Source organism: Loigolactobacillus bifermentans DSM 20003 (genome assembly GCF_001434575.1).
GTDB classification, from domain to species: Bacteria; Bacillota; Bacilli; order Lactobacillales; family Lactobacillaceae; genus Loigolactobacillus; species Loigolactobacillus bifermentans.
The window spans coordinates 45978-63847 of sequence record NZ_AZDA01000092.1 but is presented as its reverse complement, the minus strand read 5'-3'; the positions used below and the strand labels follow the sequence as shown (position 1 = coordinate 63847).

At 42.5% G+C, this 17870-nt stretch carries 25 protein-coding genes; 14 read left to right on the top strand and 11 right to left on the bottom strand.

What is annotated here, in order from left to right; genetic code table 11:
• Nucleotides 1-57: 57 nt before the first annotated feature.
• From recX to ntdP, 3 genes are all read left to right on the top strand, one after another.
• Entirely contained in the window at nt 58-873 is an 816-nt protein-coding gene (recX, locus tag FC07_RS10505) for a recombination regulator RecX (protein ID WP_155797775.1), read from the top strand.
• On the top strand, nt 857-1966 hold the full coding sequence (gene mutY, locus FC07_RS10500) for an A/G-specific adenine glycosylase (RefSeq protein WP_057905064.1): 1110 nt from the start codon (nt 857-859) through the stop codon (nt 1964-1966). Before recX ends, mutY begins: the two co-directional genes overlap by 17 nt.
• 80 nt (nt 1967-2046) lie before the next feature.
• Nucleotides 2047-2580, top strand: a complete 534-nt coding sequence (gene ntdP, locus FC07_RS10495) for a nucleoside tri-diphosphate phosphatase (RefSeq protein ID WP_057905063.1) — start codon at nt 2047-2049, stop codon at nt 2578-2580.
• A gap of 82 nt (nt 2581-2662) precedes the next feature.
• Here ntdP and FC07_RS10490 read toward each other — a convergent pair whose 3' ends face one another.
• The gene (locus FC07_RS10490) at nt 2663-3097 is read right to left on the bottom strand and encodes a GNAT family N-acetyltransferase (RefSeq protein ID WP_057905062.1); all 435 of its coding nucleotides are present in this window, start codon (nt 3095-3097) and stop codon (nt 2663-2665) included.
• 106 nt (nt 3098-3203) lie between these two features.
• On the opposite strand from FC07_RS10490, the gene FC07_RS10485 reads away from it, so the two are divergent.
• The 4 genes from FC07_RS10485 to FC07_RS10470 all read left to right on the top strand — a co-directional run bounded on the left by FC07_RS10485 (nt 3204) and on the right by FC07_RS10470 (nt 8259).
• Nucleotides 3204-4349 (top strand): AI-2E family transporter, encoded by a 1146-nt coding sequence (locus tag FC07_RS10485; protein WP_057905061.1) that lies wholly within the window; start codon nt 3204-3206, stop codon nt 4347-4349.
• A 70-nt stretch (nt 4350-4419) separates the two neighbouring features.
• On the top strand, nt 4420-5694 hold the full coding sequence (locus tag FC07_RS10480; RefSeq protein ID WP_057905060.1) for a hemolysin family protein: 1275 nt from the start codon (nt 4420-4422) through the stop codon (nt 5692-5694).
• Between the two features lie 15 nt (nt 5695-5709).
• Nucleotides 5710-7302 (top strand): peptide chain release factor 3, encoded by a 1593-nt coding sequence (locus FC07_RS10475; RefSeq protein WP_057905059.1) that lies wholly within the window; start codon nt 5710-5712, stop codon nt 7300-7302.
• Between the two features lie 66 nt (nt 7303-7368).
• The gene (locus FC07_RS10470) at nt 7369-8259 is read left to right on the top strand and encodes a DMT family transporter (RefSeq protein ID WP_057905058.1); all 891 of its coding nucleotides are present in this window, start codon (nt 7369-7371) and stop codon (nt 8257-8259) included.
• Between the two features lie 42 nt (nt 8260-8301).
• Here the strand turns inward: FC07_RS10470 and FC07_RS10465 are convergent, their stop codons facing one another.
• The 7 genes from FC07_RS10465 to FC07_RS10435 all read right to left on the bottom strand — a co-directional run bounded on the left by FC07_RS10465 (nt 8302) and on the right by FC07_RS10435 (nt 13839).
• Nucleotides 8302-9402, bottom strand: a complete 1101-nt coding sequence (locus tag FC07_RS10465; protein WP_057905057.1) for a MucBP domain-containing protein — start codon at nt 9400-9402, stop codon at nt 8302-8304.
• Nucleotides 9403-9651: 249 nt separating this feature from the next.
• Nucleotides 9652-10962, bottom strand: a complete 1311-nt coding sequence (locus tag FC07_RS10460; RefSeq protein WP_155797774.1) for a tyrosine-type recombinase/integrase — start codon at nt 10960-10962, stop codon at nt 9652-9654.
• A 454-nt stretch (nt 10963-11416) separates the two neighbouring features.
• The gene (locus FC07_RS15915) at nt 11417-11605 is read right to left on the bottom strand and encodes a hypothetical protein (RefSeq protein WP_155797772.1); all 189 of its coding nucleotides are present in this window, start codon (nt 11603-11605) and stop codon (nt 11417-11419) included.
• A 97-nt stretch (nt 11606-11702) separates the two neighbouring features.
• Entirely contained in the window at nt 11703-12137 is a 435-nt protein-coding gene (locus tag FC07_RS10450) for a hypothetical protein (RefSeq protein WP_057905054.1), read from the bottom strand.
• Between the two features lie 44 nt (nt 12138-12181).
• A complete protein-coding gene (locus FC07_RS10445; protein WP_057905053.1) occupies nt 12182-13084 on the bottom strand; it encodes a DUF5067 domain-containing protein in 903 nt (300 codons plus the stop codon).
• 15 nt (nt 13085-13099) lie between these two features.
• A complete protein-coding gene (locus tag FC07_RS10440; protein ID WP_057905052.1) occupies nt 13100-13498 on the bottom strand; it encodes a hypothetical protein in 399 nt (132 codons plus the stop codon).
• Between the two features lie 5 nt (nt 13499-13503).
• On the bottom strand, nt 13504-13839 hold the full coding sequence (locus tag FC07_RS10435) for a helix-turn-helix domain-containing protein (RefSeq protein ID WP_057905051.1): 336 nt from the start codon (nt 13837-13839) through the stop codon (nt 13504-13506).
• A gap of 142 nt (nt 13840-13981) precedes the next feature.
• Between FC07_RS10435 and FC07_RS10430 the strand changes: the two genes are divergently transcribed.
• Both FC07_RS10430 and FC07_RS10425 read left to right on the top strand, forming a co-directional pair.
• A complete protein-coding gene (locus FC07_RS10430; RefSeq protein WP_057905050.1) occupies nt 13982-14218 on the top strand; it encodes a helix-turn-helix domain-containing protein in 237 nt (78 codons plus the stop codon).
• A gap of 12 nt (nt 14219-14230) precedes the next feature.
• Nucleotides 14231-14473, top strand: a complete 243-nt coding sequence (locus tag FC07_RS10425) for a hypothetical protein (protein WP_057905049.1) — start codon at nt 14231-14233, stop codon at nt 14471-14473.
• 136 nt (nt 14474-14609) lie between these two features.
• Here FC07_RS10425 and FC07_RS10420 read toward each other — a convergent pair whose 3' ends face one another.
• Nucleotides 14610-15173, bottom strand: coding sequence for a hypothetical protein (locus FC07_RS10420; RefSeq protein WP_057905048.1), 564 nt, complete (start codon nt 15171-15173; stop codon nt 14610-14612).
• Nucleotides 15174-15260: 87 nt separating this feature from the next.
• Between FC07_RS10420 and FC07_RS10415 the strand changes: the two genes are divergently transcribed.
• Nucleotides 15261-15506, top strand: coding sequence for a hypothetical protein (locus FC07_RS10415; protein ID WP_057905047.1), 246 nt, complete (start codon nt 15261-15263; stop codon nt 15504-15506).
• A gap of 4 nt (nt 15507-15510) precedes the next feature.
• Here the strand turns inward: FC07_RS10415 and FC07_RS10410 are convergent, their stop codons facing one another.
• Nucleotides 15511-16053, bottom strand: a complete 543-nt coding sequence (locus FC07_RS10410; protein WP_057905046.1) for a hypothetical protein — start codon at nt 16051-16053, stop codon at nt 15511-15513.
• A complete protein-coding gene (locus tag FC07_RS10405) occupies nt 16050-16286 on the bottom strand; it encodes a helix-turn-helix domain-containing protein (RefSeq protein WP_057905045.1) in 237 nt (78 codons plus the stop codon). The genes FC07_RS10410 and FC07_RS10405 overlap by 4 nt, the downstream gene beginning before the upstream one ends.
• A 148-nt stretch (nt 16287-16434) precedes the next feature.
• Here FC07_RS10405 and FC07_RS10400 point away from each other — a divergent pair, with 148 nt between their 5' ends.
• The 4 genes from FC07_RS10400 (at nt 16435) to FC07_RS10385 (ending at nt 17857) form a co-directional block, all read left to right on the top strand.
• The gene (locus FC07_RS10400) at nt 16435-16641 is read left to right on the top strand and encodes a helix-turn-helix domain-containing protein (RefSeq protein ID WP_057905044.1); all 207 of its coding nucleotides are present in this window, start codon (nt 16435-16437) and stop codon (nt 16639-16641) included.
• Nucleotides 16641-16946, top strand: a complete 306-nt coding sequence (locus FC07_RS10395) for a hypothetical protein (protein ID WP_057905043.1) — start codon at nt 16641-16643, stop codon at nt 16944-16946. Before FC07_RS10400 ends, FC07_RS10395 begins: the two co-directional genes overlap by 1 nt.
• A gap of 63 nt (nt 16947-17009) precedes the next feature.
• Nucleotides 17010-17543 (top strand): hypothetical protein, encoded by a 534-nt coding sequence (locus FC07_RS10390; protein WP_057905042.1) that lies wholly within the window; start codon nt 17010-17012, stop codon nt 17541-17543.
• A gap of 5 nt (nt 17544-17548) precedes the next feature.
• Complete coding sequence (locus FC07_RS10385; RefSeq protein ID WP_057905041.1) at nt 17549-17857, top strand: hypothetical protein; 309 nt, start codon at nt 17549-17551, stop codon at nt 17855-17857.
• Nucleotides 17858-17870 lie beyond the last annotated feature (13 nt).

Below are 17870 nucleotides of genomic sequence, written 5' to 3'. Positions count from 1 at the left end.
TTTTGTCCCACCTATCATAGCACATTGTCCGATTCGATTAGAAAGGAAGATACAAAAGTGGCAGATGCAGAGATCACAAAAATTGAAGCCCAAAAGCGTCGGGGACGCTATAACATTTATTTAGATGGCCAATATGCTTTTCCAGTCAGTGAGGCCGTGTTGGTACAGTTTCGGCTGGCCAAAGGGATGCTGCTGTCAGATCAACAACAAACACAGATCGGCGCAGCAGATCAGGCCTCACAAGCTTATCAGCTGGCGCTTAATTACTTATCACATCAGTTGCGAACTGAATTTGAAATTCGCCATTATTTAAAAGAACATGATATTCCATTACCGGTGCGGCATTCGGTGGTGAAACGGCTACAGGAATTACATTTATTGGATGATCAAAATTATGCGGACAGCTATGTGCGGACCGCTAAATTAACCACGGATAAAGGGCCAATCGTGATTCGTCAAAAACTAAAACAAAAAGGGGTTGCGGATTTACAGATCGAAGCGGCGTTAGCACAATACACCCAAGCAGAACTGATTGAAAATGGGGTGAAAGTTGCGCAAAAACTAGCGCAGCATTATCACCGTCAAAGTTTTCAACAGCAGCAACAAAAGGTGAAAACGGGCTTACGCCAAAAAGGCTTTAACGGCGATTTGATCACGTTGATCATGGCCCAACTTGATTTGCAGCCGGATACAGCGCAAGAACAGACGGCCTTTAACCTGCAAGCTGAAAAAGCATGGCGGCAAACGGCGCGTTATACCGGCCAACAGCGCCGGTTAAAGGTCAAACAGAAACTTTATCAAAAGGGCTTTGCCTTTGATTTGATTGAATCTTTTTTGGCCTTAAAGGAGCAGCAGGATGAATTGGACGACTAAAAAACAGCAAGCATTTCAACGAGATTTTTTAAACTGGTACCAGCAAAATCAACGGGATCTACCGTGGCGACATTTTCATGACCCTTATCATATTTGGCTGTCAGAGATCATGTTGCAACAAACGCAAGTTCACACCGTGATTCCGTATTATCAGCGTTTTTTAAAGGCCTTTCCAACGATTGCAGACTTAGCGGCAACCGATGAGGCCACTTTATTTAAGGCTTGGGAAGGGCTAGGCTATTACTCACGTGCGCGCAACTTGCAGCGGGCAGCGCAACAGATCTGTACCGATTATCAAGGGGTGTGGCCGCAAACGGCTACTGAATTGGAAAAGCTGGCTGGGATTGGACCGTATACGGCTGCCGCAATTGCCAGCATTGCCTTTGATGCTCCTGAGCCGGCGGTGGATGGCAATGCGTACCGCGTTTTTGCGCGGTTGCTCCAAATTAAGGCCGATGTGGCCCAGCCAAAAACCCGTGGGATTTTTGCAGCGGCGATTCGGCCGTTGCTACCCACTACAGGCGCTGGTGATTTTAATCAGGCGACCATGGATCTTGGCGCGACGATTTGTACGCCTAAGGATCCAGCGTGTTTGTTATGCCCGGTGCAACAATATTGTCAGGCGTATCAAACTGGGACGCAGCTTGATTATCCAGTGAAAACGAAAAAGCCAAAACCCAAGCCCGTTCACTTAGCCGCTTTGGTGATTGGGGACCCGCAACAGTGGTTGATGCAACAACGGCCAGGGCAAGGGTTATTGGCAAATCTCTGGACGTATCCGCTGGTAAGTGCAGCTGATTTACAATCGGATGAAAATGATAAACTGCCGGCAGATTGGTCCGCATTATTGACCCAATATGTGGCGCAAACCTACCAACTTGATTTAAATATCACGCCGGTGAAGGGGCGGGCGGTGACCCATACATTTACCCACTTAAAATGGACGATCGACCTGTATCAAGCCAAGTTACCAGCAAAAACTGATTTGGCCTTTTTCCCAGGTCAATTGGTTGCCGCAGCAGACTATGATCAGTTGGCAGTGCCAACCGTGCAAAAGAAGCTGCAGCAACGCTTTCTGAAAGACAGTAAATAATTTTTCGTCATCTTCCTGAAACTTTGCTATAATGTGTAGTGATAATTCGGTGTTCACAGCTTTAGAAAGTAGGGTGACGCATGCGTATTCCAAAAGAAGGGGAATCGTTCGCGATCCAAAGTTATAAACATGATGGCAGTTTACACCGGACGTGGCGTGATACGATGGTTTTAAAAACCTCGGAGAACGAAATTATTGGTTGTAATGATCATACTTTAGTGACGGAGTCTGATGGCCGTCGTTGGCTGACCCGTGAGCCGGCGATTATTTTCTTTCATAAGCATTATTGGTTTAATGTGGTGGCCATGATTCGAGAAAATGGTGTGTCGTATTATTGTAATTTAGCCTCACCATATGTTTTGGATCGCGAAGCCTTAAAGTATATCGATTACGATCTAGATGTCAAAGTCTTTCCAGATGGCGAGCGGAAGTTATTAGACGTGGATGAATATGAGGTCAACAGTAAACGTTGGCACTACTCAAACGCAACAGATAAGATCTTAAAGGCGAATGTCAACGTGTTGGTTGACTGGTCTGATCACCATAAGGGTCCTTTTTCAAAGGAATACATTGATATTTGGTACAATCGTTACTTAGAACTCGCCCACCGGTAGTCATCGTGTGTTCGGCCGTTCAAACGACCAAATAAAATACCCGTCATCTTCCAATTGAAAGGTGACGGGTATTTTGTTGGCATTAAACCAAATCTAAGCGCATTTCGTGATGGGGAATACCGGCATCTAAAAAGCCAGGACGTTTTGTCTGGTGAAAGCCCAGTTGTTGGTAAAACCCTAACGCGTGGTCTTGGGCGCCAAGAATCAAGTACTGTTGCTGGTGCGTCCGCGCATAGGCAATCAGTTCGCGAAATAAAGCGTTCGCCCGTTGTTGATGACGATAAGCCTTTAACGTGGCCACCCGTTGCACGTGGTAGCCACCAGGTTCAGTTAATAACCGTGCTGTGACCACCGGCAGTGCAGCTTGGTAACCGACAAAGTGAATGGCTTGTGCTTCATTAGCGTCGATCTCCAGCGTCGGATCAATTTGTTGTTCTTCAATAAAAACAGCTTGGCGCACGCTTAAGGCGTCGCGATAAATTTGACTGTTAAGCTGGTGGGTATGTTTGAAATTCATAAAAATCACTCTTTTTCTAGGTTAAACGTAAGCTGGCTTTAAAAGTCTGATAAAATGATTATAACAAATCGCGTGACTATGCGCGCTGAAAAATGGATGTGATAACATGTTTGAACGCTTTCACGGCTCGGCACTGTTCTTTTGGTCGGTTGAGATTCTGCTAGTGGCAACCATTATTTTTGTTTGCACGCGCATCAGTTTCATTTTCTCACCGATTGGGACCTTTGTGTCGACGCTGTTTATTCCCATTGTCATTGCCGGTTTCTTATTTTATTTATTCAACCCACTGATCAAGTTTTTAGGTCGCTTTCGCATTAAACGCAGCTGGGCGATCATGCTGGTATTTTTGCTGTTTTTTGGTGGCTTGGTGTTGATCATCTTAGCAGTGATTCCCAATTTGATCAAACAAATTACCCAGTTGATTCAACAATTGCCGGCATTTGCTTCAGAAATGGAACGCTTTGTGCGGCAGGAGATCCATAACCCTTGGTTGCGTAAAATTGATTTTCAGCAGTACATCGATCAGCTTAATTTATCCTTTGGCGATATTTTAAAATCAGTTTTAAGCTCGCTAACCAATAGCATTGGGTCAGTGGTTGGCACGATTACCAGCGTCGTGGTCACGGCAATCACGGTACCGGTGATGCTCTTTTACATGTTACGGGATGGGGAACGCTTGATTCCCAACGTGCAACGGTTGTTGCCCCAACGGTATCGAGCAGAAGCCACGGATCTGTTAGTGAAAATGGGCAATACGATCTCCAGTTATATTGCAGGGCAGTTGATCGAGTGCTTATTCGTGGGCACCTTTACGTTTTTAGGTTACTTATTGATTCAAATGCCGTATGGCTTTTTGCTAGGCTTTATTGCCGGTATTTGTAATATCATTCCTTACGTCGGCCCTTATATTGGCATTGCACCGGCCTTGTTAATTGCCATTACAGTTTCACCAATGGAAGCTGTTTTGGTGATCATCGTGGTGATCGTTGTTCAGCAGGTAGATGGTAATTTGATTTACCCTAACGTGATTGGGCGGACGCTGGCAATCCATCCTTTAACCATTATTGTGCTATTACTGGTTGCTGGAAACTTAGCCGGTATTATGGGGATGATTTTGGCCATTCCGGTTTACGCGATTGCGAAAACAATTGTCACTTATTTTTGGAATATTTATCAGCTGCGACAGAAGGCAGCCGAAACATTACCGCTGCCAGCGGCACCGCAGCCGCCTGATGACGAAAGTAAAAATTGAAATGGCTTAGATTTAATGGTACTATTTGTCAGTGATTGTCATGGTTTAATAGAACGGAGTGGATGTTTTCATGGGTGCTGACCCGGATAGTCAGATATGGCTGGGCGTCTTAGCATTAGGTATGTTGATTTTACGGTCCTTTTTTGCGTTATTAATGTCGGTGTTAACCAATGCATCGCGCCAACAATTGTTAGAAATGAAGTCAGAACCAGCGCAGCGCTTTTTAAAATTGTTGGATCAAGCGCCACAGGTTGAGATCAGTTTAGAAAGTTTACAGCTATTAAGTGACGGTTTTCTAGTTGGAAGCTTGTTCTTATTGTTGCGCACACAGCCGACTGGGTTTCAATTATTGGTGGCAGTGATCGGGTATTTGTGCTGGTTAGTCTTTGCGGACCAACTGGTGCGTCGCGTTGGACGGCGCCATGCCGCTCAATTAGGCCTGCGCCTGGCACCGGTGATGCGGCTCTTTAAGTGGGTTCTCTCACCACTGACTTGGTTGGTGAGCCACTTGTTAGCAATCTTAAGCCCTGGGACAGCCGATTCAACCACTTTTCAACCTGATTTAACGCGCCAGGAAATGTTGGACATGATGGAAAATGGCCAAAAAAATGGCGTGATCGAATCAGATGAGTTTGAAATGTTTGAAGGCATTATTCAAATGCGCCGTAAAATGGCTCGAGAAGTGGCAGTGCCGCGCACCGATGCCTTTATGGTGGATCTGGAAGATGATGATCAAGCCAACATTGATGAAATATTACGACAAAACTATTCACGGATTCCAGTGTATCGGCATGATAAAGATAAAGTGTTAGGCGTTGTGCACATTAAAAATGTTTTAAAACGGGCACATGCTGTGGGCTTTGCCCAGGTTCATTTAGCGGATTTGATGCAAGAACCCCTTTTTGCGCCAGAAACCATTATGATTGATGATTTATTATATGAAATGAAAAAATCCCAAAACCAAATGAGTATTTTACTTGATGAATACGGCGGGTTAGTCGGGTTAGTCACCATTGAAGATTTATTGGAAGAAATCGTTGGTGAAATCGACGATGAAACAGACGAAGCAGATGTTAATTATCGTAAGATCGATGCCCAACATTATGCTGTTCAAGGCAAGTTTGCATTGGATGAATTTAACGATTTGTTCGGAACGCAGCTTGAAAGTGCGGATGTGGACACGATTGCAGGATATGTTTTAACCAAGTTAGGCCGAATTCCTGAGGACGGTCAGCATCTAAGCTTGACCCTTGCCAATGGTTTGGTGTTAGAAACAGGGGCCATGGCTGGGTCACGGTTGGTCGATTTATGGGTCACGTTGCCTGAAAAACAGTCAGCGGAATAGAGAAAGGATCTAAGTATGGGAGCACAAAATTTAGCAACGGCAGTTAACAAACGGCGCACTTTTGCCATTATTTCACATCCTGATGCTGGGAAAACCACCATGACTGAACAATTACTTTTGTTTGGCGGGGTCATTCGTTCAGCCGGCACGGTTAAAGGGAAAAAAAGTGGCCAATTTGCTAAATCTGACTGGATGGCGATTGAAAAGCAACGTGGGATCTCCGTTACCAGTTCGGTTTTACAGTTTGATTATCAAGGTAAACGAATCAATATTTTAGATACCCCTGGGCATGAGGACTTTTCAGAAGATACTTACCGGACCTTAATGGCAGTGGATTCAGCTGTCATGGTGATCGATGCCGCGAAAGGGATCGAACCACAAACAAAGAAATTATTCCAAGTTTGTCGGATGCGCGGGATTCCGATTTTTACGTTTATGAATAAAATGGATCGGGATTCCCGAGAGCCTTTGGATTTAATCGCCGAATTAGAAGAGACCTTAAAAATTGAGGCTTATCCAATGAACTGGCCAATCGGCATGGGGAAAACCTTGCAAGGATTGTATGACATTCATCACCAACGGGTGGAACTTTACCATCCGAAAGCGGATGAAGCAGCGTATTTACCGTTGGATGCAACAACTGGTGATTTGCAGCAACCACATCCGATTCAACAAGATAGTTTGTATCAACAAGCGTTGGAAAACGTCCAATTATTGTTGGAAGCAGGCAATGATTTTGATCCGCAAAAGGTTGCCACCGGGGACCAAACCCCAGTTTTCTTTGGCTCTGCCTTAACTAATTTTGGGGTCAAAACATTCTTAGATACTTACTTGCAATATGCACCGGCACCTAGTCCGCATAAAACGCAAGATGATCAACAGGTTGAACCAACAGATGAAGAATTTTCTGGGTTTATTTTCAAGATTCAAGCGAATATGAACCCGAACCACCGTGATCGGATCGCGTTTGTTCGGATCTGTTCAGGGGAGTTTGACCGAGGCATGGATGTCACGTTACAACGGACGCAGCGCAAATTACGGCTCTCCAATTCGACTGAATTTATGGCAGATACCCGTGAAACCGTAGAGAAAGCTGTTGCGGGGGATATTGTCGGTTTGTACGATACTGGGAATTTTCAAATTGGAGATACCATTTATGCGGGTAAGAAAGCCCTGCAATTTGAAAAGTTACCTCAATTTACCCCAGAGCTTTTTGTGAAGGTCACCGCTAAAAACGTGATGAAACAGAAATCCTTCCACAAAGGAATGGATCAACTGGTACAAGAAGGTGCGATTCAATTATATCGTACGGTGCTGACCAACGATTACGTTCTTGGCGCAGTTGGGCAATTGCAGTTTGAAGTGTTCCAATTCCGAATGAAAAATGAGTACAATTCCGATGTTGTCATGGAACCCATGGGCTCTAAAATTGCCCGTTGGATCAAACCAGAACAATTAGACGAAAAAATGTCGTCTTCGCGTAACTTGTTGGTACGCGATCGCAGTGGCGCACCCTTATTCTTATTTGAAAACACCTTTGCCGAACGGTGGTTCCAACAAAAGTATCCAGATGTCGAACTAACGGCAAAATTATCAACAGAATTGTAGAAACAGAAGTTGGCGGTCAATTCAAACGAATTGGGCGCTTTCTTTTTGGAAAAGGGGGATGTAAGCATGCGGTTATCAAAAATGCAGGCTAATTTAATGCTATTGGCCTGTGCCGTGATTTGGGGTTTTGGTTATGTGGTGGTGAAAGCAGCAATCAATGCCCATGTGCCGGCTGGGTTAATGGTTGGAATTCGTGGGTTGATCTATATGGGGCTCGCCTACTTGTGCTTCCATCAGGCAATCAACCACATGAAGAAACGTGACTTTTGGGTGGGCTTTATTGCAGGAGCAGTGAATTTTGTCGCCTATTTGGTGCAAACGATTGGGTTACAATATACCACACCGAGTAATAATGCGTTTTTAACGGCGATCTATGTGGTGATCGTCCCGTTTATCATGTGGCTTTGGCAACGGCAACGCCCGGAACGGCGCAGTTACATTGCCATTGCATTGTGCTTATTAGGCATGGTGTTTCTGACAAACATGATCAAGGTGGGACTGCACTTTCAATTAGGCGATTTGCTAACGGTGGTTTCGGCCTTTATCTATGCTGCACAAATTGTTTATTTTGGCTCTAGTGCGGCCGATGCCAGCCCGTGGGTGATTTCATTTATGCTAGGGTTGACGCAGGCGGTCGGCGGGCTCGCTTGGTCCGTTTGTTTTGAAATTCCCACGTATCATGCGATTAACTGGCCGCAAGCCATCATGCCATTACTGGTACTGGGCGTACTGTCCTCATTTGGGGCGCAAACCTTACAAGTGGTGGGCCAACGGTTTACAGATCCGACACCAGCAGGCTTGATTTTAATGACAGAGGCCATGTTTGGTAGTTTCTTCTCAGTCTTGTTAGGCTTTGAACCGATCACTGCGAATTTGGTGATTGGTGGCGCACTGATTATTAGTGCCTTATTATTGACACAACTTGATTTTAAAAAAATACAGCTACCACGACGCTAAAAAGCTCACGTTCAATTGCAAGTTGCAATGAACGTGAGCTTTTTAGGTTAGCGGAATCGGTGCTTGTAATTCACCAGTAGGTGGCAGCAGTCGTAAATAAGTTTCTTCCAGCCAACTGTCGTCTTCGAGCTGGTACCAAACCGTGTTGTTTTCTAAAATAACGCCTTTTACGATATTGACGATCTGACCATTGGCCAATCGGGTTCGGAAATCACCATAAGGACGACTCCAAGTTTGGACACGTTTGCCAGGTACAAAATCCACTGCGCCACGGCGTTGACCAGGAATCAAAGCGGTTTGTTGGTAAAGGGGTTTTGCACTCGGCAAGGCCTTAGGATTAAAGCGCGGCTGTTGTTGGACGCGCTTGGTGGCACTTGTGGTGATCCACTGGCCACCAAGGTCATACCAAAGACTGCCATCAGCGGCACAAACCTTACGAAAAACTTGCCAAATGGATTGGGCCGGTAGTGGCGCTGGTAGTGGCGTATCATTAGGGGCTTTAAAGGTTTGTTTCGTGGCCAGTACTTGGATCCGAGTTTTCAAGTAGCGGGTTTGCCACCGGAAAGTTAAATTCCGATAAAGATACACCACTGCCTGAACTTCCTGATTGAATTGCCCGGTGCGATTCACTGACGCACGTAAAATACGATATTGTGGTAAATCAAGTGAGTCGGTGGTATAAGCATCGCCAGGGCGGCCTAATAAATATTGTGGTGCCTTTAATAAATGGTGCTGTTCATCATAATGATAAACGATCACAGGGGCTGCCAACTGTGTTGCATAGACCAGTTGAATATTGGCGCGCGCATGTAAAAAATAACGGTGGTAGTTGACTAGCCGTGCTAAATAATGATTTGGAAATTCAGGAATCGTTAACTGAAAGGCCTGACCAACTTGCCCAGCAATCAAATCCGACTTCTTTAGCGTTGCGCCGGTTTCGTCTAGGTAGGACACAACCACCAGCGCATCTTCTTGATAGGGCTGAATGTCTTTTGGAATATAAACAGGTGGCAGGTAAGCCCACTGTGCTTGATCGGTGGCAGGGCGCGGTTGCGCCTTAGTGGTCTGGGGTCGAGCTTGATTTGAGTGTGGCAACTGATTTGGATTGAGTAATTGGCGTAATCGCTTTAAAAAATGCCACATAACGCTCACCATTCCTTCGCTAAATAATAATAGTTCTTGTTATCTAGTTTAGCAGGAAAAGCTTAAAGTGCAATTAAGCTAGCCCTACTTTTGACAGGAAACGACAAGAAGGGGCAAGAATCCATACGAACAAAAGTGCCATTAATCAGCAATAATCAATGGCACTTATGGGATTTATTTTCTTGTAGTTTCTTTTGCTTTCTCAAAGCATGGCGGACAAATGGCGGACTGTATACCGAAAATGGCGGACTATAAATCTAAGAAGTTGATCACTTTGCGTTGTCCTTCTTTTGTGCCGGTATCATAGGCCATGGTCATTTCTAAATTTTTATGACCTAAAATATTAGATACGTCTTTTTGATCGTCAGCGCCTGGCATGGCGAACGTTGCGAAAGCGTGACGCATCAAATGCGGATAAATGTAAAATCCTAATTTTTTTGAGATTCGTTGGAAGCATTTGTTGATCCAGCCATAACCGGCCGGATTACCAAAATCGTTGACAAAGATAAAACTGTTAGGGCTACATTCATGCTGCGTACTCTCACAGACCTTTTTAGAGTATTGCATGGCGGCAGCTAATATGTTGGCAGTCTTTAGTGATATTGGCACAACGCGACGCGATAAGTCGGTTTTTGTTTTCTCTTGCCCCTCACTAACAGCTTTGGTACGGGTCATTTTGACAAATACATGATCTTGATGGACGCTTTCAAACTGCATTCCTAAAATTTCAGAATGGCGTAAGCCGTATAAACTTAGGTAAAATGCGCCCAGTTCAAGCGGTGATAGCATTACTCTGGCCAAAGCAATGGCTTTGTCGTAATTTCCCTTTGAGATTTCAATATTGCGCTTGTGCTGACCGCTGGGAATCTGCATACGCTTGATCTTGTTGACGGCTACTATTTCATTTTGCACGGCGTCGTTGATCAATACCGAAAACATATTGTGTACTGTGTGCAGTGTTGATGATGAGTAGCCAATCAAACCGTTTGGACGTTCAACAGTGGCCAGCCAATTAAGATAGTTTTGAAATTCTTGGTGATTAATATCAATCAGTCTGATGTTTTTGTATCTGGGTAAAATGTACGTCCGAAAAATAAACCCATAGGTTCTTTCAGAATCTTTGGCCCAGCGACCAGTGCTGATATTCTTTTTTGACCAGGCTTCATAGTACTCTTGTACAGTTACATTTTTGGCCTTCCCATTCATCAGTATGGCCTGCCGTAAAGTCTCGTCTGCCCAAATAGCGGCATCTTCCTTGGTCTCAAATCCTTGACGCTCAAAACGGTTTACCACGCCCATAATGGTGCGCTTAAATGCCACTCGGTAAACTCGTTTCTTGGTTGCAGTCTCGTATGAATGAATGCGAGAATCCGACTTTAATTTTGTGTCGTTGATGTATTTCAATTTTGATATGATCCTTTCTCTTTTAACCGGGCTAGGATTTTTTAGGAGAAAGTGGGCAACACCTCCTTTCAAAATAGGGCAACTAACGTTCTTTTTAAGAGCTAAAGCAAAGCCTGGTGTTTTCCAGACTTTTGTGTGGTATTCTGTAAGAAACAAATGTTCGATTAAGGAGTGAGTTTATATGTTTTGGTTTGTTCTTTCTGTAGTCATCAACGTTATCGTGACTCTTGTTATTGTTGTTTTTGCAATGAAGATAAATAGTGATTTTATAACTAAATTTTTATCTGAGACGGAAGATAGATTTGACCGCAAACTAAACTTAAGAGAATCTATGGTAAAACAGCACCAATAAATTGTTTACCTATATTTATAAGGAGATGTTTTACATGGACAACCACTCGGAACAAGAATTAAGCTTACTAACACAAATATTATTTGAATTGCAGAAGATTCATTTCATTCTTGAGGGAAAAGACTATCATAGCCGTGGCATTCCTGGCGTGGCAGCAGATTCTTATAAAGAATTGCTAAACCGTAAGAAATAAATTGATTATTTTTGTAACGAGGCGAGTGCCCTTATTCCGTGGCGGCGGAGTGAGGGCACTTTTGCTTATTTGAAAAACAGGCCACTTAAAATAATTGTGATTACGATACCTAGGAACCAAACCTTCATATCAGAGAACTTGGTATTTATTGATTCAAATTTAGTATCAATATGGGCCTCTAACAGATCAATTCGATGGTTCAGTTTATCAGTAGCTTGGTCCAGTTCTTGATGCGTTACATAATCTTTTTTCATAGGTGGTTCACCTCCATTGCTATTATGGCCTATATTTGTCCTTGATGAAAGGTCAATAAGCGTAGAAGGTTCATGATTCTTGGGGGCATTCGGTGACTCATTCATTGTGTTCCTCCTGTCTAACTGCGGTGTAGCAGACAGCATCATCTAATTTAACAGTCTCTTTGTCCTGGGTCTCATCTAAATCCCAAAGTTCCATGACAATGCGAAATTGTCGGGCCGTTTCGATGATGCGAATGAACGGCGTGGCCAGCTGCTGAATAGCGCTGGCATAATCACCAAAACGTTGGTCTTCAGTAATAGTTTCAGAGAGGAGTTTATAGTGAACATCGAAATGATAGAATAGGGTTTCACTGTAATCAAAAAACTTATATTTTAGCAGGTATCCCTTATCTGGCACAAGATTGAAGAGGGTCGCGTTTAGAATCATTCGAATATCACTAGGAAATCTTGGTGCTGTGTAGTACACAAGATGTTCATCGGAACGATCAATACGTACTGGATAAAATGCAGCAATCTTTTCTTTATACATAGTGCACCCCCAAACTTACCCATTTTTTCATTGCGCGCCCCCGGTTAGTCGTTTGGATTCCAAATAGTTAATGAACCTATTTTGTTGAGATTCTCATCTTTGGCTGTCATTTTAACAACGTTATCCGAATTGTCTAGTTCATAATCGATAGCACATTGAACCGTAGCACCAGGCTTAACTTTTTGTTGAGACGCTTCTTCCAAAGATGCGAACGGATCACTGTTATCTGGGTTGCCAGTATTTAAAGTTACGATAGATGTGTCATTTTCTTGAGTGATTTCACCGTTCATGAATTCATCTTCTGGTTCAATATTTTGATCAGATGATGTGTTCTTAAAGTCGTAGTAAATTACAAGATCAGTGCCACTTTCAAAGTGAGGCGTAGTTTCTGTTTTCGTTATTGTAATCGTGTAATCCGGAGTTACAATTGAATTTTTAGTAGTATGTGGTTGATTAGAAGCGTACTTATGCCAACGCTTAATTGTCTTGTTAAAGTTTGCAGGGTGAGGAGCGTTAATTTCAGGTCGAACTTTGTTATTTACCTTAGTTTGGGCTTTAGCATCTTTATTAAATTCTTCACCATTATTATTTTTCAAATCAATTATGGTGTCAGCTCCAAAGTCGTTAAACTTTTTGAGGTCTCTGGCAGCCGATTTGTTTGTTGATGTTGCATCCAAATTTTCGTTTTGCTTATTAATTTTTTCGAGAGCTGTCTGCAATTTTGTTGAGTATTCTGAATCTGAAATTTTGTTCTCGGCATTGTCTAACATGGCATTATAAGCATTTGCTTGTGCATCACTTGTATTAGCATATTTGTCGCGTAAGTCTTGCTTAGTTAATTTAACGGCAGTATCTTTTGTGCTACCAGAATTGTTAGCAGAATTACTGCAACCAGCAAGTGAAAGTGAAACAATGCCCACGCCTAATAACCCCATAAGCTTCTTCATAATTAACTCCTCCAATTAGTAAGCTAAATGCTTATATTTATAGCCGTACACGGCCCCAATGTCATGTAGATAGCTAACTTTAACCCCAAGTTCATTAGCGACTTCGTAATCGCTATCAATATTTTGCGCCGAATATTTTTCCAACGTTTCCGGCGATAGATGTTGTTTCATACCCCAAACGCGGGCTGTACGCTCCTGTTTAGCACAGCCCAGACCATCTTTGATGATATTCCCGACGGTTGTCTTATAGTGGCCGATTTCCTCGTATAAAATTGCAATCAGTTCATCTTCAGACCTATTTTTATCTAGGAAGATAGTAGTACCGTAAATAAAGCCGCCGAGTTTATCCGGCATATCAACGTATTTAATTTGTAGTTCAGGATAATCCTTCATGATCGAATCGATTCGATCCATACGCATCAATCCTTTTTGTTATCTTCGTCAATCTTTTGCTTTTGAAATTCGATAAAGTCATAAATGGCTCTGCGCTGTTCAGGAGACATTTTATTAATGTCTTCGTCTAAGTGAGCAGCAGCCAAAATATCTTCATGGCGATTATCTGTTCGACCAAGCAAGTAGTCCGTTGTGACGTTAAAGAGGTCAGCAAGTTTAACAAGATCATCATCTTTAATGGCGCGATTATCTGTTTCCCACATTCCAATCGTGCTTGGGCTGACATGGATGGCCTTAGATAATTCACTTTGGCTCATTTTTTTACTTTTTCTTAATTCAGCAATGCGCTGTCCTTGAGTCATATTTTCACCACCTGTGTATAAATTTAATATACTATCACTAATAGTGAAAGTTAAGCGTATAGCGGAATTTACACTAAAAGTGTTGACTTTCACTCTATGTGGTTATAATATATACACGTAGAGTGAAAGGAGGACGTGAATAATGGTTTCTTTAAAGACGGAAAGAGAAGCGCGCAACTTGACTCAAAAGGAAGCTGCAAAACAGATTGGTGTTAGCTATTCTACACTGACCAAACTTGAAAGCGGCTATCGAGGAGCTTCGCACAATACGATGGAAAAGTTCTCACTTTTTTATCATAAGTCAGTAGATTCTCTTTTTTTCTCATCGCTAAACACGGAGAGTGAAAATGCTAAAACTGATGAAAAAGTAGTCCAGTAAGGAGGCGAAGAAGTGAACAGGTTTATTTCGATCGATACTGCTCAGCATCAATTCACTGTTACACATGGTAAGCATGGCAGTTCCATTATTGTTGATGGGCAGGATTGCTCATCAGGCGTTATCAGTTGCCATGTTCGGGTGTCGGCAACGCATGCAGTGTTGAATATGCGGATTAACGTTGAATCATTTTTAGAAGGCAATCTGTACGGCAAAGCGTTACTTAATGATCCAAGTACCAATCAGGGTTCCGAATAATAGCAAGGAGGCGACACAGATGGCTGGTTACATTGCATTTGGTTTAATCATTTTTCTGTTTGGTATTTTAGTTGGAACAGTAGTTACCTATAACATTATTCACGGTAAAGACGAAGATTAGACAAATTGGAAAGCATCAATCTTGAAGTTGCTGAGCAATGATATGTAATGCAGCGATTAATTCGTTGTAGCCCTTTGGCATATCACCCTTTGAAGCTTCGGCATAAACAAGAGTGTTCCCAAATCCGAAGTTAACATTGAAGGTTTCGCTGAATGCATTCCCTTGTAAATCTGAGTAGTCAACGTGGAATTTTACAGTGTTTTCAAATGCTGCATCGATATTACTGCGAACGGACATTCCTGGTGCGAGTACGAAATCATGCAGTGAAGTCAAATTACGGGACTGATTGTTGGTATCAAGCTCGCCGGTATAGGTGATTAATTTTACTTTTGCGGCCGATTTACCAAAGTTTTTAATAATAAGAAACTTGTGAAATGACATGACACCTGTATTAAGCCCGGTTGAGTAAATCGTAACGTATGGTCTTTCAGCATTAAAATTTGATACTTCAAGTGCCTTTGCAGATTTTTCTGCCCGGCTGAAAGATTTTAAAGCAATCCAAATAGAGGCAAACGACACAGTCAATGAAGCAATGATACTGATAATTTCAATCCAATTTGAAATGGTTAATTGATTCATATTTTCACATCCCTTTTTACAATGATTATTGCATTTTAAGGATGGAAAATACATTTAGATTTCAAGGAACGAAAGGAGGTGAATCGCATGGACATGACAGAGCAGCTCGTTAAGTTACGCACTGATAGCGTACAGCAACGTGCCTGGGACATTATTTGTAGCAAGCTCAAGCACCGCATGTTAAACGGCCATAATACAGCGACCTTTAATTTTGATATTGATCAGTTCCCAGAAATCAAAGCTAATCTTCAAGCGGCTGACTATGAAGTGATTCAAGTCAATACGCATTCCAGCACAATTGTGTGGAATATGCCGTTTGTTGAAGAAGCTTAAGATACTAATCAGTGACTTCATCCAGATGCTTTTGATTACTCCCAGCATCTGTAAATGAGAATCCATACTTCTTAAGTTGATTAACGTATTTGCATTTTTCTAAATGTCCATTGGGTAAACGACGCCACTGAATATTTTGAGAATCTGTAAATAATAATTTTGGAACTGTGTGTTCACCATCATCGGAAGTACTAAATCGTTTTGTAAAGTCTATATTTAGCGTTAGTTTTGGAAGCACTTCAATATACTCATATCCATAGATTGCAGGATTAAATTTACAATTCGTCAGGTCTTCTTGAAGAGGCAGTTGTTTGTTGTTTGAAACTCCCATAACAAAGACATTATAAATTGGAACGTTACTAGCATTTTCAAGAATAAATACGGCGTGATCGTTCAAATAACCGTAAATAGTAACGTTGGATGCTTGTTCACGTTCAAGACGCTTATTGGTTTGTCTTTGAGTATGAATATTGAAAGCTAGAGCTGCCAGAGATACAAGAGCGGTTATATTAGGCGCCAAGATTGCGAATAACGACCAGCCTTTCATTTTTCCACCTCATTATATGGTGCGAAATCAAAGAAGTCGTGGACAGAAATATCTAATGCAGCACAAACCGCTCTCACGGTTGAAACGCGAGCATTTTTGGTAGTCCCGCTAATTAGATCAACAAGAGTGGTATTAGGGATGCCAGCCTTAACAGCTGTTCGATGAATAGTGGTATCACGGGCATTAATGAATTCCATAATTCTGGCGCCAATGATCTTCGTATCGTTTTCCAAAAAAATCAATCCTTTGAATTATTTACTACTTCAAAGATATACGAATAACCGAAAAAAAGTTTCGGATTTCCGTTGACACATTTCGGATTTCCGATATAATAAAACTATAAATTATCGGAAATCCGATAAGTGAAAAGAAGGTGATTTTTTGATTGGATCTAGAATTCATGATTTTCGGCTAGAACGTAAGATGTCACAAAAAGATTTGGCCAGTTTAACAGGAGTTGCTCAATCCACACTCAGTGACATTGAGCACAATCGTTACGAACCTAAATCTAGTATTATTGCAGCATTTGCTCGGGCGTTGAACACAACAACTGATGAGTTGATCGGCACGCAGGAGGTGGCTAAATAATGGACAGACAGCAATTGCTCAGTCTCTTGTCAAATGACCCGGACGTCATTGAAGCTGTACGAGAGATTGCGCGCGATACACGATCATCCCGTGAGACTATGGCGGTTAGAACCTTTAAACGGGATGTTGCCAAGTGGACCAAGGAGATGGCAGCGGAGACGCATACGAATTTCACTGCAATTCAAAATGGTCTGTACGGTGTTTTAAGAACCAAGCTGAAGCTTAAGTCAATGAACGGACTAACTGATGATCAAGTTCCAGAAGCACGTGAGTTGTTTAATCAGTATAAGCAGTTTATGGCTTAACTTAATTTTACGGGCATCCCTTGTGGATTGCTCACGGGGATGTCCTCAATTGGAGGAATCACTATGAGTTTTGAAATTGGCAGTTTGATCACACAGACATTTGTTCGGCACCATATTACACAGGCTGAAGTTGCCCATGCATTGCATCGCAGTAAGTCATCAATTAATTCATACGCAACAGGGGCCCGTGATACGCCAGAAGACGTTATGACGGACTTAGCGAAGTTTGTGGATGACTACGACTTTAGCGCATCCCTGGCTAACAAGCAGTATGGGACGTTAAAGGGCATGGATAGTCCAATCTATGGGCAACGGCCCAGTGAGCTTCATGATGTGCAAGAGGCGGAAGAATTAGAACGTCAGCAGTCCATTAGCTCAGTTGAGCTCAATCGAATATTGGCAAGTACGCAGCGGCCTTTAAATCCGGAACAATATGATCGGATACAGGAGTATGTTTTCCAAATGCTTGATGAAATCATTACGGAAATCAAGTTAGTAACAGTCTTAGCTAGAACGTTTTTGCATGAGTCGCTAACCAAACTGATTAGGGAACGGCATCGTGCCTGGGTAAAGGCAGGCTTAATGAAACGGGAGTGAGAAATATGGCATTAACAGTGATCAATGGCAGTTCTGAAAAGGAATTGAAGCTAACAGCGCATGAAAAAGAATTTGCGCAGTTTATAATCAGCGAATTTAAACGAACCTTGGATCAGTCTAAGGACTCAGAAGACAGAATTCTAAATCAAACTCAGTTGGAATCGGAATTAAAAAAAGAGGGTCTGCAAATAGGCCATGAAAAAATGGCTCGTTTGGTTAGGACACCAGGTTTCCCAAAATATCAAATCGGTAAATACAAGAACCCACTGTTTTCGTTACAGGCAGTCAAGAAGTGGATTCGTGAACAATATTAAAAATTAACCGGGC

What these genes read in the sequence shown, in the direction of transcription:
- FC07_RS10465 (WP_057905057.1), bottom strand. Translation starts at nt 9,402, where the DNA reads ATGTGGCATTTTTTAAAGCGATTACGCCAATTACTCAATCCAAATCAG.
- FC07_RS10490 (WP_057905062.1), bottom strand. Translation starts at nt 3,097, where the DNA reads ATGAATTTCAAACATACCCACCAGCTTAACAGTCAAATTTATCGCGAC.
- FC07_RS10480 (WP_057905060.1), top strand. Translation starts at nt 4,420, where the DNA reads ATGGGTGCTGACCCGGATAGTCAGATATGGCTGGGCGTCTTAGCATTA.
- FC07_RS10440 (WP_057905052.1), bottom strand. Translation starts at nt 13,498, where the DNA reads ATGGATCGAATCGATTCGATCATGAAGGATTATCCTGAACTACAAATT.
- FC07_RS10395 (WP_057905043.1), top strand. Translation starts at nt 16,641, where the DNA reads ATGGACAGACAGCAATTGCTCAGTCTCTTGTCAAATGACCCGGACGTC.
- FC07_RS10485 (WP_057905061.1), top strand. Translation starts at nt 3,204, where the DNA reads ATGTTTGAACGCTTTCACGGCTCGGCACTGTTCTTTTGGTCGGTTGAG.
- FC07_RS10410 (WP_057905046.1), bottom strand. Translation starts at nt 16,053, where the DNA reads ATGAAAGGCTGGTCGTTATTCGCAATCTTGGCGCCTAATATAACCGCT.
- FC07_RS10385 (WP_057905041.1), top strand. Translation starts at nt 17,549, where the DNA reads ATGGCATTAACAGTGATCAATGGCAGTTCTGAAAAGGAATTGAAGCTA.
- FC07_RS10415 (WP_057905047.1), top strand. Translation starts at nt 15,261, where the DNA reads ATGGACATGACAGAGCAGCTCGTTAAGTTACGCACTGATAGCGTACAG.
- FC07_RS10450 (WP_057905054.1), bottom strand. Translation starts at nt 12,137, where the DNA reads ATGTATAAAGAAAAGATTGCTGCATTTTATCCAGTACGTATTGATCGT.
- FC07_RS15915 (WP_155797772.1), bottom strand. Translation starts at nt 11,605, where the DNA reads ATGAAAAAAGATTATGTAACGCATCAAGAACTGGACCAAGCTACTGAT.
- FC07_RS10435 (WP_057905051.1), bottom strand. Translation starts at nt 13,839, where the DNA reads ATGACTCAAGGACAGCGCATTGCTGAATTAAGAAAAAGTAAAAAAATG.
- FC07_RS10445 (WP_057905053.1), bottom strand. Translation starts at nt 13,084, where the DNA reads ATGAAGAAGCTTATGGGGTTATTAGGCGTGGGCATTGTTTCACTTTCA.
- FC07_RS10390 (WP_057905042.1), top strand. Translation starts at nt 17,010, where the DNA reads ATGAGTTTTGAAATTGGCAGTTTGATCACACAGACATTTGTTCGGCAC.
- FC07_RS10475 (WP_057905059.1), top strand. Translation starts at nt 5,710, where the DNA reads ATGGGAGCACAAAATTTAGCAACGGCAGTTAACAAACGGCGCACTTTT.
- FC07_RS10420 (WP_057905048.1), bottom strand. Translation starts at nt 15,173, where the DNA reads ATGAATCAATTAACCATTTCAAATTGGATTGAAATTATCAGTATCATT.
- FC07_RS10430 (WP_057905050.1), top strand. Translation starts at nt 13,982, where the DNA reads ATGGTTTCTTTAAAGACGGAAAGAGAAGCGCGCAACTTGACTCAAAAG.
- mutY (WP_057905064.1), top strand. Translation starts at nt 857, where the DNA reads ATGAATTGGACGACTAAAAAACAGCAAGCATTTCAACGAGATTTTTTA.
- FC07_RS10470 (WP_057905058.1), top strand. Translation starts at nt 7,369, where the DNA reads ATGCGGTTATCAAAAATGCAGGCTAATTTAATGCTATTGGCCTGTGCC.
- ntdP (WP_057905063.1), top strand. Translation starts at nt 2,047, where the DNA reads ATGCGTATTCCAAAAGAAGGGGAATCGTTCGCGATCCAAAGTTATAAA.